15 protein-coding genes, 1 tRNA gene, 2 other RNA genes and 2 pseudogenes are annotated in these 14,831 nt (G+C 33.0%); 14 read left to right on the top strand and 6 right to left on the bottom strand.

Features of this window, described 5'->3' with window-relative positions; translation table 11 throughout:
- Positions 1-103: 103 nt before the first annotated feature.
- Positions 104-401: pseudogene (locus tag LB100_RS02275) on the top strand (IS982 family transposase); the annotation flags it as partial.
- 161 nt (positions 402-562) lie between these two features.
- On the opposite strand, the gene tldD reads toward LB100_RS02275, so the two are convergent.
- Positions 563-1,981 (bottom strand): metalloprotease TldD, encoded by a 1,419-nt coding sequence (gene tldD / locus LB100_RS02270; RefSeq protein WP_264719833.1) that lies wholly within the window; start codon positions 1,979-1,981, stop codon positions 563-565.
- Between the two features lie 62 nt (positions 1,982-2,043).
- Between tldD and LB100_RS02265 the strand changes: the two genes are divergently transcribed.
- The 3 genes from LB100_RS02265 to LB100_RS02255 all read left to right on the top strand — a co-directional run bounded on the left by LB100_RS02265 (position 2,044) and on the right by LB100_RS02255 (position 4,389).
- Positions 2,044-2,128, top strand: a tRNA-Leu gene (locus LB100_RS02265).
- Between the two features lie 61 nt (positions 2,129-2,189).
- Positions 2,190-2,663 (top strand): hypothetical protein, encoded by a 474-nt coding sequence (locus LB100_RS02260; RefSeq protein WP_456201277.1) that lies wholly within the window; start codon positions 2,190-2,192, stop codon positions 2,661-2,663.
- Positions 2,664-3,468: 805 nt separating this feature from the next.
- The gene (locus LB100_RS02255; protein ID WP_456201276.1) at positions 3,469-4,389 is read left to right on the top strand and encodes a molecular chaperone DnaJ; all 921 of its coding nucleotides are present in this window, start codon (positions 3,469-3,471) and stop codon (positions 4,387-4,389) included.
- On the opposite strand, the gene LB100_RS02250 is transcribed toward LB100_RS02255, so the two are convergent.
- A complete protein-coding gene (locus tag LB100_RS02250; protein WP_456201275.1) occupies positions 4,377-5,675 on the bottom strand; it encodes a bifunctional folylpolyglutamate synthase/dihydrofolate synthase in 1,299 nt (432 codons plus the stop codon). The genes LB100_RS02255 and LB100_RS02250 overlap by 13 nt on opposite strands.
- Positions 5,672-6,256 (bottom strand): MlaC/ttg2D family ABC transporter substrate-binding protein, encoded by a 585-nt coding sequence (locus tag LB100_RS02245; RefSeq protein WP_456201274.1) that lies wholly within the window; start codon positions 6,254-6,256, stop codon positions 5,672-5,674. Before LB100_RS02245 ends, LB100_RS02250 begins: the two co-directional genes overlap by 4 nt.
- A 117-nt stretch (positions 6,257-6,373) precedes the next feature.
- Here LB100_RS02245 and ssrS point away from each other — a divergent pair.
- The 3 genes from ssrS (at position 6,374) to LB100_RS02230 (ending at position 7,760) form a co-directional block, all read left to right on the top strand.
- Positions 6,374-6,535, top strand: a non-coding RNA gene (ssrS, locus tag LB100_RS02240) — 6S RNA.
- Between the two features lie 17 nt (positions 6,536-6,552).
- Positions 6,553-7,014 carry a type II toxin-antitoxin system RatA family toxin gene (locus LB100_RS02235; RefSeq protein ID WP_006013504.1) on the top strand — a complete coding sequence of 154 codons (462 nt, stop codon included), beginning with the start codon at positions 6,553-6,555 and terminating at the stop codon, positions 7,012-7,014.
- Between the two features lie 53 nt (positions 7,015-7,067).
- Positions 7,068-7,760, top strand: a complete 693-nt coding sequence (locus LB100_RS02230; RefSeq protein WP_010403910.1) for a thioredoxin domain-containing protein — start codon at positions 7,068-7,070, stop codon at positions 7,758-7,760.
- Positions 7,761-7,788: 28 nt separating this feature from the next.
- Here the strand turns inward: LB100_RS02230 and LB100_RS02225 are convergent, their stop codons facing one another.
- The gene (locus LB100_RS02225; protein ID WP_007302334.1) at positions 7,789-8,067 is read right to left on the bottom strand and encodes a DUF2671 domain-containing protein; all 279 of its coding nucleotides are present in this window, start codon (positions 8,065-8,067) and stop codon (positions 7,789-7,791) included.
- A gap of 251 nt (positions 8,068-8,318) precedes the next feature.
- On the opposite strand from LB100_RS02225, the gene LB100_RS02220 reads away from it, so the two are divergent.
- Entirely contained in the window at positions 8,319-8,996 is a 678-nt protein-coding gene (locus LB100_RS02220) for an O-methyltransferase (protein WP_456201273.1), read from the top strand.
- Here LB100_RS02220 and LB100_RS02215 read toward each other — a convergent pair.
- A complete protein-coding gene (locus LB100_RS02215) occupies positions 8,968-9,621 on the bottom strand; it encodes a glutathione S-transferase family protein (RefSeq protein ID WP_006013494.1) in 654 nt (217 codons plus the stop codon). The genes LB100_RS02220 and LB100_RS02215 overlap by 29 nt on opposite strands.
- Positions 9,622-9,824: 203 nt before the next feature.
- Positions 9,825-9,947: pseudogene (locus LB100_RS02210) on the bottom strand (WPE palindromic element domain-containing protein); the annotation flags it as partial.
- 109 nt (positions 9,948-10,056) lie between these two features.
- On the opposite strand from LB100_RS02210, the gene ffs reads away from it, so the two are divergent.
- The 6 genes from ffs (at position 10,057) to LB100_RS02180 (ending at position 14,807) form a co-directional block, all read left to right on the top strand.
- Positions 10,057-10,155: signal recognition particle sRNA small type (ffs, locus tag LB100_RS02205), an RNA gene on the top strand.
- Positions 10,156-10,171: 16 nt separating this feature from the next.
- Positions 10,172-11,755: a DNA polymerase III subunit gamma/tau gene (gene dnaX, locus LB100_RS02200; protein ID WP_456201272.1), complete on the top strand. Its 1,584-nt coding sequence runs from the start codon at positions 10,172-10,174 to the stop codon at positions 11,753-11,755.
- 3 nt (positions 11,756-11,758) lie between these two features.
- On the top strand, positions 11,759-12,091 hold the full coding sequence (locus tag LB100_RS02195) for a YbaB/EbfC family nucleoid-associated protein (protein ID WP_456201271.1): 333 nt from the start codon (positions 11,759-11,761) through the stop codon (positions 12,089-12,091).
- 336 nt (positions 12,092-12,427) lie between these two features.
- Complete coding sequence (locus tag LB100_RS02190) at positions 12,428-13,105, top strand: P44/Msp2 family outer membrane protein (RefSeq protein ID WP_264719837.1); 678 nt, start codon at positions 12,428-12,430, stop codon at positions 13,103-13,105.
- Positions 13,106-13,408: 303 nt separating this feature from the next.
- On the top strand, positions 13,409-14,302 hold the full coding sequence (locus LB100_RS02185) for an RNA polymerase factor sigma-32 (RefSeq protein WP_456201269.1): 894 nt from the start codon (positions 13,409-13,411) through the stop codon (positions 14,300-14,302).
- On the top strand, positions 14,295-14,807 hold the full coding sequence (locus tag LB100_RS02180; RefSeq protein ID WP_064085618.1) for an invasion associated locus B family protein: 513 nt from the start codon (positions 14,295-14,297) through the stop codon (positions 14,805-14,807). The genes LB100_RS02185 and LB100_RS02180 overlap by 8 nt, the downstream gene beginning before the upstream one ends.
- The last annotated feature ends 24 nt before the right edge of the window (positions 14,808-14,831 follow it).

Genomic DNA, 14,831 nt, shown 5'->3' with positions numbered 1-14,831 from the left:
TGCCATCCTTCTCCACATATGTCGTCATTACCAAACGTTCAATTTTTAATTTATCTAAAAGAGGGTAAACTCCAGTATTTTAGACATAATAGGAGGTTACCCATTGAATAAGAATGTAACAGAATTATTCTGTTTTGTAGATGATTATTGTAAAATGATAGACAAAAATTTTGCAGGTAGATTATTATCCAATGGTAAAAAACCTACAATAGTGCCAGAAATAACGCATTCCGAAATTATAACAATAATTTTGTTATATCAGCAATCTAAACTTTAAATCATTTTACATACGTTACTTACAGTTGCTGCATAAGTCAGACTTTTCCAGACTACCTTCTTATGATAGATTTATTGCGCTAAAACCTCGAGTTTTATGGTATTTAGCAATAAAGATCACCTATTGAATTCTATGATATTATTTTTTGTGAGATTGTTATACACGTTATGGCAAGAAAGGCAGAGAGATTTGTTAAGTAGTTTTTGCATCTATATGGGCTACTTGGATAATGGTTACAATGTTTGTACAATTGTACAGCATGAGCTGAGTTCGCTTAGCACTTATCTACATTTCAGTTCCACCAACAGTTATTGCATCGACCTTAAGTGTTGGCTGACCAACTCCAACAGGCACATTTTGCCCGTCTTTTGAGCACGTACCAACACCAGGATCTAACTTTAGATCATTACCAATCATTGATACTTTTTTTAGCACTGTTGGCCCATCACCAATTAGTGTTGCTCCTTTTACTGGCTGTGTAATTTTACCATTTTCTATTAGGTAAGCTTCTGAAGATGAGAAAACAAATTTTCCTGATGTTATATCAACTTGTCCACCACCAAAATTTACTGCATATAGGCCTCTTTTTACACTGGATATTATTTCTTCTGGTGCATATTTTCCTGCCAACATATAGGTGTTTGTCATGCGTGGCATAGTAACTTCTTTGTAACTTTCTCTTCTACCATTACCAGTTGGATTTACACCCATAAGTTTAGCGTTCATATGATCTTGCATATATCCTTTTAGAATTCCATCTTCTATAAGCACATTATAGCCAGGTAAAGTACCCTCATCGTCTATGCTAATAGAACCACGCAAATTAGGTAGAGTTCCATTATCAACTACAGTAATGTTACTGGCTGCCACCTGTTTACCCATAGAATTTGAAAATGCCGAGATTCCTTTACGGTTAAAATCACCCTCAAGTCCATGACCTACAGCTTCATGCAATAATATCCCTGGCCAACCTGAACCTAAAACAACTGTCATCTCTCCAGCCGGAGCTGGAATTGCCTCAAGATTTACTAGCGCTTGCTCTAACGCTTGGTTTGCAACTTCTTTCCACTTCTTCTCAGAAACAAATTTACTATAAGAGTCTCTTCCACCATGCCCTGCAGAACCTCTCTCAGCTCGGCCATTTTTCTCTACGATGACTAGTACATTAAAACGTACCAAAGGCCTAATATCGCTTAACCTGTGATCATCTTTTATTATTTGTACAACTTGCCATTCTCCATTTAGAGTTATTTTTACCTGCTTCACGCAATTATTCTTCGACCTTACATACTCATTAACCTCATTAAGTAGTTTAATCTTTGAGCTCAGGTCCATTTCATTTATGGGATTAATCGTTGAATACAGGCTTTTTGCTTCCTCATTTAAGTTTACTGAATTCGTTTTGCTTAAAGATGCTGAACTTTTTACCATGGAAGCAGCTTTACTAATTTCTTTTTCGCTAATCTCAGAAGAGCAAACAAAAGACGTACTATCTTCACAAAAAGACCTTAGACCAAATCCTCTTCTGATATTTAAATCCATATGTTTTAATATATTATCATCAAAAACTAGGGATTCTGATTGGCAAAACTCTAAAAATAGCTCACCACCATCACTATTGCTCAAAGCGTTGTTGACTATTTTATATACATTATTAATATTAACATTGTTCTGAGCAAAAAATATTTGATCTAGATTTGGCATTACCTTTAATTTAAAAACTATTTGAGTATATTATTTTATTTTAACATAGTAAATCACAAAAAGCCCGGGTGGCGGAATTGGTAGACGCGCTAGCTTCAGGTGCTAGTAACTTTTCAAGTTGTGGAAGTTCAAGTCTTCTCCCGGGCACTCTGTATTGATTTTCAAGTCAATTAATGTTATGATATAATATGTATTTACTGTTAAGTTTATGGGTTATGAGAAAGAGGGGCTTATTTACAGAAAAAAAATACGAACTTATTCAAAACGCTTAGTTACTGCACTATCTATTGCTTCTTTGAGTGGGTACATAGCAGCATTAGCCCTAAATATTTCTTCCTTAAGCTTGTATTTTACTATTGTCAGCACTATGCTAAGTGCACTTTCGCTTGCTTTAAATATATGGTCATTAACTGATCATTTTAGGCAGTGTGGCCTTAATAAGCAACTCGATACCTCTTGGCAAGAGAAATTAATGAAGATCTGCCTCGACATTGCATCTAACGTTTCATTTTTAATAGGAGGAATTACATCTATATTACCTCTTGAATTTCCTATTATCCCCTTTATTTCCGTTGCTTTTTTTATTCTAGGTTGTACCTTTATGGCAACCAATTTCATTCGAACTATGATTAGTCAGCCGCAAATAGATGAAACCAAAACCTCAAAGTTAGTGATCATTTGAACATTCAATCTGCAATAGCTGCCTAATTATTACATGTTAATAACTTAGCTTATTTAACTTGACAAATTACGCCATCTCCCTTACTATGATAGCAAGAGTATTTATCCTTATTTTTAATCTCCGCGGATTTAATAACAAAATTCAGTAAAAAACTCAAATATTTATTGGCAAATTACATAAAAATTATAGCGGCTGCATGTCTTTTTTATTTTTTCTACATTCAGCCAAATCGCGCTTAAAATAAGCGTTAGCACATTATTACAACGCCAATTTAAATTATTATAGGGTCAAAACTCTCTATACGGGGGTTCTTTTGTCTTTTTTTTATTTAGTAAATTTCTTAATATTTGTAGCTAAAGTAATTTAAAAGAGCCAGCGCGTGACGCTGGTTTCTGGATCCCAGTGTCGGAGCACTGGGATGACAACAAAGGGCTGCTTGAATGATACCCATATTCCAGCATTTGATGCTGAAATCCAGAAATCTTTACTATAAATTAAGCATATTGAGCACAAAATTATGCTAAAACACAACGTTTTGAAATTACGGAAAGCCAGTGTAAGCTACTTGAATGACAAGATAGATAGAACTGGCATGAATTGGATTTGAGTTACTCAAATGACCAATGAAAACTGTAACCCTAAACATTGAAGCACTATTATGCACTAAATAATAACTTTCATACACTTGTCATGGTAGTCGTGAAAGAAATAATTCATACAATAAGCATGAATGAAAGAATTGACATGATTTGGAAATTTATATATTATAAAGTATTAATAGTTAGTTAATTTATGAGGTGGAGACATGGGCTATAAGCTAAGAAAAAGAGAATATGATTATAATGAAAGTTTATTTAAAGAGATAGGCATTCAAGTGCAAGAAGTAGAAGGTCGTAACTTCTTAGAAATATCTAATATAATAGCAAAAAATTATAGAAGGTTATCAATAAAGTGTCACCCAGATAAACCAGGAGGTAGCGATGAAAAAATACAGGCCCTTAACAGAAATAAAGCAGCACTTTTGCAATATATTAAACCACTAAGTGGAAAGAATCAGGGATTAATCATTCCTGAGGAATTGAAAAGGTATTTACAATCAATTCAGCAAGGTCAGAATGATAAGCGTGCAGAGTATTATGCTGTTTTTACTCGGGTAAATATCCTACTGCTCATCTCGTCATTAGTGTCGTATATTTACTTGGGGTTTAAGCTATATAAGGCTGCTAATTTTACTGATGCACCTGGCATTTTGTTTAGTGCGACTCTAATAACATCTGTTACAACTTTTTTCTTATCTGTTTATTTGATGTCTTCTTTATTTAAAAAAGCTATGGATTTGCAAAATCCTCAACGGGAACAAGGTGAAAATTTAGATCAAGAAGAGCTAGAAGATGAAATATCCAAAAGTAAAGCATTTAAATATCTAATTCTTACTTCCCAAATTTCAAATTATCTTCCTCCTATTTTATTAGTAGCAGGTTTGGTGTTACAGTACCAATCTAGTTGCTTAAACAGTAAAATACTCATCGGATTTGCTGCATTACTAGGTTGTAGTTTATTACTACACTTAGCAAGTGAGATCTACGAGAGAAAAGTTGTAAATCTTGTAAAAACTGAAGGAAGAGGTGATGAACAAAATGTACCTATAGGAGCATCAACCGAAAAGCCAAGCAGCATTGTAAATCCTGATGGTGCTTTTAACGTCTCGGCTCATCAAGTAGGTTGATTATTCTCCATACTCAAATCTCTGGCTAAAAATAACGAGCCACAAATTAGTATGGTTTTGACGTTTTGTATAGAAGCTTTTAGTATGTGATTTGATATAGCATCTCTGATTGATTCACATTCGATAGCATTGATTCCTATATTATGAGCTCCTTCTCTAATTAAATCTGTACTTGTTGCTTTAGGTTCAGATTTAACACAAATCGCGCATAGTAGTTTGATATATGGCTTTAAGTGCTCTAAGAACTCTGCGACGTTTCTGTTACGAGTAACACCAAAGATCATATAGATACCTTCAGCAAAATTGTCTTTTATCCACTTAGCTAACACTCTGGCACCATCATTGTTGTGTGCGCCATCTAGAAATAATTGCCAATCTTTTGGTAATAAAGAAATTAAATTACCTTTTTTTATAGACTCTAGCCGCGCAGGCCAATAAGTGCCCTGTAAACCTGAAGCAATGTCCTCTTCTCCAATATCAAAGCCATATTTTCCACTTAAAATGCTACATGCTGCAATTGCGTTTCCTGCATTGATTATTTGATGATCTCCTTTTAAAGATGGCAAAGAAAATTCTATTGATTGAATAGTCGATTGAAAGACCATCCTGTTATTCTGTTTTTCGCAATTCCACTCAAATCCTCCTCTATATAAGGGAGATTTTTTGTTTATTGCGTGTTGTTCTAGCGTGTTCATTATAGATTTTTCTTGTGGTGCTATTACGCAAGGAACATTAGGTTTCATTATTCCAGCCTTTTCACCTGCTATGGTTTCTACGGTAGGACCAAGATATTCTGTATGGTCAAGTGCAATGGAAGTGATGATCGTTAGAATCGGATTATCTATAACATTTGTTGCATCAAGCCTTCCACCCAGACCCACTTCAACTAAAGTAATATCAGCTTTATGACGAGAAAAAGCTAAGAAGGCTGCAGTCGTTGCGGCTTCAAATAGAGTGATGGGTTGTTCTGCGACTGCTATACGGCATTCTTCCAGTGAGTTATGTAATTCACTATCATCGATATCATTGCCTGCAACAACTATTCTCTCATTAAAATTCACTAAATGTGGAGAAGTGTACGTATGAACTTTATACCCTGCTGCTTGCATTATATATCTTATAAAGGATAGTGTTGATCCTTTGCCATTAGTGCCAGCTATGTGAATTATTGGCGGTATTTTTTTCTCGGGATTACCCAGTTTATTTAGAAAACTTTTTATGCGATCAAGAGAAAAATCCTTTGGCCTACTGCCAATCGGCTTAGGCCAATGAGGCATGTATATCATAAATTATTGTTACGTTTTAATTCATCTATTACACTTGCCATGCCATTCGTGTCGATCTTTTCACTAAATTGAGAACGTTGATTAATAGCAATACTTATTCCACTCATTACAACATCGTTTATTAAGAAAGAACTGTCACTTTTAGTAACTTTAAAGTCAATATTTGTAAATTCCTCATCACCATAAGAAAATCTTGTTCCTATCAGACAAGTTTCATCGTCAACTGCTTTTGTACTCATTATGATCATTTCACTATTATTTATGTATTTATACAAAATTTTAGCGCACAAGCGCGCGAGATATACTTCATATTCTTTTAGAAACTCTTCTTTTTCTTTCTGAGTAGATAAATTCCAATATTTCCCTATGACAAATCGAGATATTCCTTTGAGGTCAACATTATTCTGAATAATTTTCAGAAGTTCTTCTTGTACATGTTCTAGATTTTTTCTATTCCCTTTCATAGACGTGTTGTCTACTTGCTGCTTCATGGCAAGCACAAAAGTTTTGTGCCCTATACAATTCGCGTAAGCACTTGAGGAGATTACAATAAAAATGGTTAAGAACTTAATAAGATTCATAAGATATATTTATTAGCTATGATACTTAAAATGCAAAATTTAACAAAGGCAAAATAATGATCGCTAGTTTTAATATATCTATAGACATACTCTATATAAATAATCTATAATTAATTTAGGGGTCTGTGCTATGCGTTATGAGTTAAGTTAAATTTCCCGAGCGATAATTTCTGATCAAGGGAATTGCCTCTGTTAATTTCATTGAAATTAGTACGTGATGCCCACCTTAACTTTAGGTCTCAGGAATCTACTAAGACTGACGGTAGATATGGATCCCTTTTCCATTATTTAGGTTTATGTTACACCAATATAAAGAACAAGGTGTTTTTTTCTGTTCATCTCATGAGATATTTCAAGTTGTAATTGACGTTGAGAAGTATCCTGATTTTGTTCCTTGGTGCAAAGCTGTTTATATAAAAGAAAAAACTGATAGCCAAATGATTGTGGACCTCCTTGCAGCTTTTCATGGCATTAAAGGAAGTTACACATCAGAAGTGACCTTTCTTTCTCCAAATGGAGCAAATAAAAGTTGGATAAAAGCTGTGTCGTCAAATGGAATATTTAAACATTTATACAACGAATGGAAATTCACTCCTATAGATGAAAGTAAAACTATGGTAGAGTTCTATATAAAGTTTGAATTTAAATCCAATTTGTTTTCCGCCTTATTAAACTCAGTTTATAAATACACACAAAGTAAAATAATTGCTGCATTTAAAGACAGAGTAGAAAGTGTTGCCGAGAAAAAGTTATCTTGACATTATTTATATAAATGCATAAATTCTTTAATAAGTTAAGTGTTTCCATTGTAATGATTTTTAGATTATTGTTCTTACTTATTTTTATAAGTGTTAGTTCTTATGCAGCTATTGAACAAAACTTACCCAACACTCAAAAAACTGATGAAATAACATCAAAAGAACTACTGTCACTACTGCCTGATGATAAATTATTAGGTGATCCAAAAGCACCAATTTTAATGATAGAATATGCTTCGCTCACTTGTTATCACTGTTCTCTTTTTCATAAGAAAGTTTTTCCTAAAATCAAAGAAAAGTACATAGATACAGGTAAGATGTTATACATATTCCGTCATTTTCCTCTAGATTACAGAGGATTAAAAGCTGCAATGCTAAGTTATTGCTATGAAAAAGAAGAAGACTATTTTAATTTTAACAAAGCTGTGTTTAATGCAATAGACTCGTGGAACTACTCTAATTTTAGTGATTTAACTATACTACAAAAAATTGCTGCACTAAGCAATTTGAAGCAAGATGTATTTAACCAATGCATTAATGATAAAAAGATGATGGACAAAATTATAAATGATAAATCACTTGCAATTAATAAACTTGATATCACAGCTACTCCTGTATTCATCATCAAGCTTAACGATGACAAATCATATGTAGAGAATGGTAAAATCAAACATGAAGGGTATAGAGAGCTGGAATACTTCACTAATGTAATAGATGAGTTATATGGAAAAGCTATAGTGAAGTAATAACACTGTAGCTTACCATATAAAAACCCTATGCTGAATCATTATTTTTTGATACTGTTTGTTGCTTTTTACGCTCAAACTCTCTTTTTTTACTGTGCCAAGCATAATAATACATAGCAATTTTATTCTCTATTAATACTATCGTTCCATCATAAAATTGGACCATATCCATAACTTTTTTCTGAGCTTCGTTAAAGCGTTCTTTGTACTTCTCGCGATAAGCTGGATTGTGCAGTAATTTCACTCCTTCATTATTATTAGATTTCTTGCTTAACGTTTCAACTTCGTTAGCAATGTTATAAGACATATAACCCCCTCTAATTGATTATAAAAATTACATTTTTAAGAGAGATGTAAGTAAACGATCCCTTAATTCTAGTATAACAATTGGTTATTATACTGGTTAACTATAGTAAAATATATAATAATCTTTGTCACTTAAAATTTTACTTTATAAAATAACAACTTAAAATAAAAAATTTTATTATTCTTAACCCTATTGTTATATTTATAAATCTTATATAGATTAAACCTCCTTAGTTTATATTATAAAACTTAATGCGTCATAACTTTAGCAGAAAATCGTTGTACATAAGAAGCTTATTTGCAAAAGAGTATAAAAAAGTAGAAGAACATTGTACTCTTGATAAGAAACAACGTATTCAAATCACTCCTGAAGAAGGAAAATTATTAAATTTATTTATCAAAATCCATAAAGTTAAAAGCATAGTTGAAATTGGCACGTTATATGGTTATTCGTCAATTTGTATGGTAAAAGCTTTACCGAAAGATGGTCATATATATACAATAGAAAATAATCCTCAACACTCAAGAATAGCAAAAAAAAATTTTAGTGCTTTTAATCTAAGTGATAAAATTACTCTAATAGAAGGTGATGCACTGGAAAAAATTAATGAATTATCAGCAAAGGCACCATTTGACATGATATTCATCGATGCTGATAAAAGTAGTTATCCTAAGTATTTAGATTGGGCAGAGTCATACATTAAACAAGATGGGCTAATCGTTGCAGATAACACTCTATTATTTGATACAGTATTTTTAGAATCTCCTCCAAAAGAAGTATCAGAAAAGTCATGGCATGCTATGAGAGAGTTTAATGATAGATTGTCAGATGAAAAAAAATATTTCTCCATATTGATTCCTACTGACGAAGGAATGACTGTAGCTTTAAAACTAACGCAAGTTAAAAATCAAGGTCAGCGTAATGCCTAGGGGGAGTTAAGCCAAAAACTCTCTCTAATAATATTTCGCGAAAACAAGGCCTTGATTTAACAATGGAGTACCATTCTTTTAAAATCTTACTTTTTTCCCATGGGAAACTATTTACGTAGTCTATTATAGAAATATGTGATGCTAAAGTAATATCGGCTAAAGTGAACTTATCGGTTGCAAGCCAAACGTTCTTGTTAATTAAGTGTTCGATGTATTCCATATGGCAAGGCAGGTTATGCTGAGCTGCATGAAGAAATCTAGAGTCAGGGCTGCGGTTAGTAATTACTTTTTCATTCATAATATACTTAGTAACTTCATTGTAAAATTTGCTATCGAACCAATTGATTAAAGCGCGTATTTTAGACTTAATAATAGTTGATGAACCAAGTAATTTGACGTCACTATTGTAAGTCTCTTCTATATATTCACAAATGGCATTACTATCCGCTATTACAAAGTTATTATCTATTAATACTGGTACTTGTCCGATTGGATTGATCTCCATGAATTCATTCCGCTTTTCCCATGGATTTTCATATACCAAATCACAACTCAGCTTTTTTTCCTTGAGAAGAGCTCTAACTTTTCGTGAAAACGGACAAAGAGGAAAATGATATAAAATCATAATATTCCTCTTTTGTTATTCCAATACCTATATGTTGTCATTCCAGTACGTGACATTGGAATCCAGCTTATTTCATTATGGACATTACTTTTAACATATATTCCTAGAATCCATTGTCCATTGTGTAATTTCCAAATATTTTTATACTTGGATCCCAGTACAACTGTACGAACATTGTAGTTTGAGAGCAATCCCCACCGGAAGGGTGTCATTTCAGTGATTGACACTGGAATCCAGTTCTTATTATACAACAGCCTAATGTATTCATTTAAAATTAAGTTTTCTGGATCCCAGTGTCTGGGCACTGGGATGACAGAAGAAGAGTATTTTAGGTAACAGCTGTTTACTCCAAAGTAATGTTGCAAAAGGTCTAACATATAAATTATAAGACTAATATAGAATATACCTTGCTAAAAAAAAAAAAAAGTATAACCTTTTATAAGGTATGCAGGCAAAAATTCTGTAACTTGGTCAGGTCAGAAATGAAGCAACCATATCAGAATCTTTTTGGGTTGCATACCTATTTGTACTATTTGTTTTATTCTAGGCTATGAACATAGCATTAAAATATCGTCCTAGTAGCTTTAAAGATTTAGTAGGTCAAGATATATTGGTGCGTATACTAGAAAATGCTTTTACTCTCAACAAAATTCCACAATCTATACTGCTTTCTGGTAGCAGTGGAATTGGTAAAACCACCACTGCAAGAATAATAGCTTTATGTTTGAACTGCTCATTGGGGCCAACTTTTGAACCTTGTGGATCATGTACAAGTTGTCTGGCAATAAAAAATTCAAGCCATCCAGATGTAGTTGAAATCGATGCGGCAAGTCACACTAGTGTTGAGGATGTTAGAGCGATCTTGGGAGATATTTGCTATTTACCAATAAGTTCTAAATTTAAAGTTTACATTATAGATGAAGTACACATGTTATCCAGTAATGCATTTAATGCATTACTTAAAACTCTAGAAGAACCACCATCTAGCGTAAAGTTTATTCTGGCAACTACAGAAATAAAAAAGATACCAATAACTATTATTGCACGTTGTCAAAGGTTTGACTTACATAACATTCCTTCAGCTAAGATAATGGAGCGTTTAAATGATATTGCACAAAAAGAAAATTATTTTATTGAAAAAGAAGCATCGGAATTAATTGCGCACCACTGTAGCAATTCAATGCGTAACGCTTTATTTTTGATGAATCAAGCAGTGCTATATAGCAAAGATGGTACAATATCCACTCAAAGTGTTAAAGACATACTTGGTCTAGTAGATAGAAACGTTATATTTGATCTACTGGAAGCAGTATTAGATAGTGATTTACAGAAGGCTTTGTTAGTATTCGACAATGTGGTAAAAACAGCAAATCCGCTCAATATTTTTGAAGATCTACTGCAAACAATCCAGTTAATATGCCGTTTTTTAATTACAAAAGAGATTGATACAGAATATGAGAAGAGCAGAGTAAAAGATTTGAGTACAAAAAAGTCTTTAATATTTTTTTCGAGATTGTGGAAGGTGCTGCTTAAGGGTATTCAAGATATAAAGGTTTCAACATGCAATGAAATTGCCGCTGAAATGATATTAATTAGCCTTTGTTATCTTTCTGATTTGCCTTCTCCGGAACAGGTGATCAAAAAAATTCTTTCACAGAATGTAGAGCAAGGAAATAGACAGGGCAGACCTGTTGCACCTTCCCCCCCTGTCATCCAAGTAGCTGACTACTCGGATCCAAAAAAATATGTGGAAAAACCCCACTCTGTCATCCCAGTGCGTGACACTGGGATCCATGTGAAAAATAAACAACAAAATTACGATTTTGATAAGATTTTGCAACTATTAAGGCGGAGTAACCAAATTTATCTTTACAAACAACTGTGTAGTAATCTAAAATTAATAGATTGTAAATTTGGGTATTTAAAATTAAAAGCTGTATCTAACTTGAACAGTAATTTTTGTAATGACTTGAAAAGTTACTTAAATCAAGCCACTAATCAGGAGTGGGTTATTATAGTTGATACGAGTTATATGAATAGGGAAGTGAGTAATTTAAATTATGCACCTGTAGTTAAGGATATATTAAATACGTTTAAAGGTGCAAAGGTAGTTAATATAGAAAATAAGGAGTAGGTTGTGGATTTCAGTCAAATAATAAAGCAAGCGCAAGAAATGCAAAAAAAGCTTGCGGAAGCCCAAGAAAAATATATTGGAAAAGAGTTTCAAGGTATTTCTGGTGGTGGCAAAGTTTCTGTATTAGTGGAAGTTATAAAAATAGGTGGCTATAAAGCTAAAAAGGTAAACATAGACTTAGAGCTTATGAGAAATGAAGAAAAAGACATAGTAGAAGATTTAGTGACAGCAGCGTTTAATGATGCCATTAAAAAAGCAGAAGAAAATATGGCAAATGCAACCTCTGATCTTGCAGGTATGATGGGGTTACCACCTGGATTTAAACTTCCTTTTTAAATTTACTACTGAAGTTTGCCTTAATGCAGTAACTAAGTGTTTTCCTTTTATACTAGTACTTTCATGAAGTACATTCATATTACTGCATGAATATGCAGCAATTCACAATGATGAATGCAGATCAGAAGATAAAAAGACATTAGTGAAATAGGTGTCAGAAGATCAAGAGTAAAAAAAGTAGAGTAACTCTATTTATTAATTAATAAAATCTTTGTATTTTCCTAAAAGTTAGTTAAGATACAGAAGGTTTTGTGTTATTAAGTTAGCACTTGACTTAACTTTAGTTATTATTTAGACTGCTAAAGTGGAATTTTAATTTTTTTAACGAGGGCAATTATGCATTATAAAAAGTTTTTTTCGGCAGCTGCTTTAGTGACGTTGCTAAGCCTATCAAACTCTGCTTTTTCATCAGATCCTATTGGTCCAATAAGTGATGAAGAAACTAGCTACTACGTTCGTTTACAATACAACGGTGAAGTTTTACCTTTTAAAACAAAGATTGATGGTGTTACATATAAATCAGGTAAGGAGAACAATAGTCCCTTAAAAGCATCTTTTCTAGCTGGAGGTGGTGCATTTGGTTATAAAATGGATGATATCAGGGTTGATGTTGAAGGACTTTACTCACAATTGAGTAAAGATGCAGATGTAGTATCTGATGACAAGGCTGCAGATAGTGTAACAGCATTTTCAGGATTGGTTAACGTTTATTACGATATAGCGATTGAAGATATGCCTATCACTCCATACGTTGGTGTTGGTGTTGGTGCAGCATATATCAGCAATCCTTCAAAAGCTGATGCAGTTAAAGATCAAAAAGGATTTGGTTTTGCTTATCAAGCAAAAGCTGGTGTTAGTTATGATGTAACCCCAGAAATCAAACTCTTTGCTGGAGCTCGTTACTTCGGTTCTTATGGTGCTAGTTTTGATAAGGCAGCTAAGGATGATACTGGTATCAAAAATGTTCTTTACAGCACTGTTGGTGCAGAAGCTGGAGTAGCGTTTAATTTCTAATCTATCTTTGTCTTATTATCCCAGTGGGTTTTTCTTGTCATTCAAGTAGCATGACACTGGGATCTAGAAAAAAGAAATGTGAATTCCAGTGTTTAAACACTGGAATAACACACTGTTTATTTTAAATTATATAGCCTATCATTACACATTAGTAATTTTAATTCTACATTCAGGTAGTTCTTGTTGAAGTTTAATGTTGCTAAGATCTTAATTAGATATAAAGTTATGCTTTTTTTAATTAAAGCTTGAATTTTTCACTAAAAATCAATATATTATATACATGGAGTTTTAATTTAAGTTATTATGTTGACCCCAGTAGCGAATTTATCTGTTAATAGTAGCACTAATCTCATGCAATATATTGCTGAAGTGCGAAAATTTCCTATGCTTTCCCAAGAAGAGGAAGTGCGATTAGCAAAAAATTGGCAAGAATACCAGGATATTTCTTCTGCTCACAGGTTGATTACTAGCCATTTGAATTTGGTAGTAAAAATTGCAATGAAATTTAAGAATTACGAGCTATTGTTGATGGACCTAGTCATGGAAGGAAATATGGGTTTAATGCATGCAGTGAAAAAGTTTAATCCCGATTTAGGGTTTCGTTTTTCAACTTATGCAGTATGGTGGATTGAAGCTTCAATGAAAGACTTTATATTAAAATCTTGGTCACTTGTAAAAATAGGTACAACGCAAGCACAAAGGAGATTGTTTTTTAGTTTACGAAAAATAAAAAAAAGAATTTTACAATACACAAACAGAGAAACTTTGAGTAACGAAGAAATAAAAGCAATATCAAATGAGCTTTCTGTATCTGAAGAAGATGTTGTACAAATGAACTATCGTTTGGCTTGTAAGGATCAGTCGTTAAATAATTGTATAAAAATAGGTGATGACTCTAAAAAGGAGTTACAAGATATGATTCCGTGTAATTTAGTTAGTCAAGAAGTAGCTTACCAGAATCATGAAGAAAAGGCATTAAAAGAAACAATTTTAAGCAATGCGCTGGCAAGTCTTAATGAAAGATCAAGAGACATTTTCATTAGCAGATATTTATCTGAAAGTACTCAGACTTTGGATGAGCTTAGCAAAAAATATTGTGTTTCAAGAGAAAGAATAAGACAATTGGCTAAGCAAGCAATGAGTAAGGTAAAACAACATGTAAAATCAGAGAGTTTGAAACTTGGTTTACATGCGTAGTCTTTTTGTATTTCTAATACTTTTTTCAATAGGTACTCTTGCATCGGTTAGTAACGTACAACTGAAGGAAAAATATAAAGATTGGCTTGTGTACACTGCATTGGAAGATGGTGAAAAAGTGTGTTACATTGTATCTCATCCTAAGAAAAAAAGTGAACATTATACAGCTGACCGCAAGCCGTATGTAATGGTCAGTTACGTTGATAAAAAAGCAGATGAGGTGAGCGTCACTTCTGGCTTTCAGTATAATAATGAGCCTGTAGTTCTCAATATCGATAAAAAAATTAAATATCAATTGCCAATAATACAGGGAAGTCTTGCGTGGACAGATGATACAAAAATGGACCAAGATTTGATTCTAAAAATGAAGCAGGGATTATCAATGGTAGTTAATGGAAAAGTAAAAACAGCAAATGTTGATGATACTTATTCCTTGCTTGGCTTTCAAAAAGCGTACCAAAAAATGCATGACTTATGCCATACAAAGCAAATTATTGATCACTAAAGTATAAGATAGGCTGTTTTGTCT

It is taken from the genome of Wolbachia endosymbiont of Protocalliphora sialia, assembly GCF_053891855.1.
The sequence above is the reverse complement of the archived record's forward strand: the minus strand, read 5'-3'. Positions and strand labels throughout refer to the sequence as shown.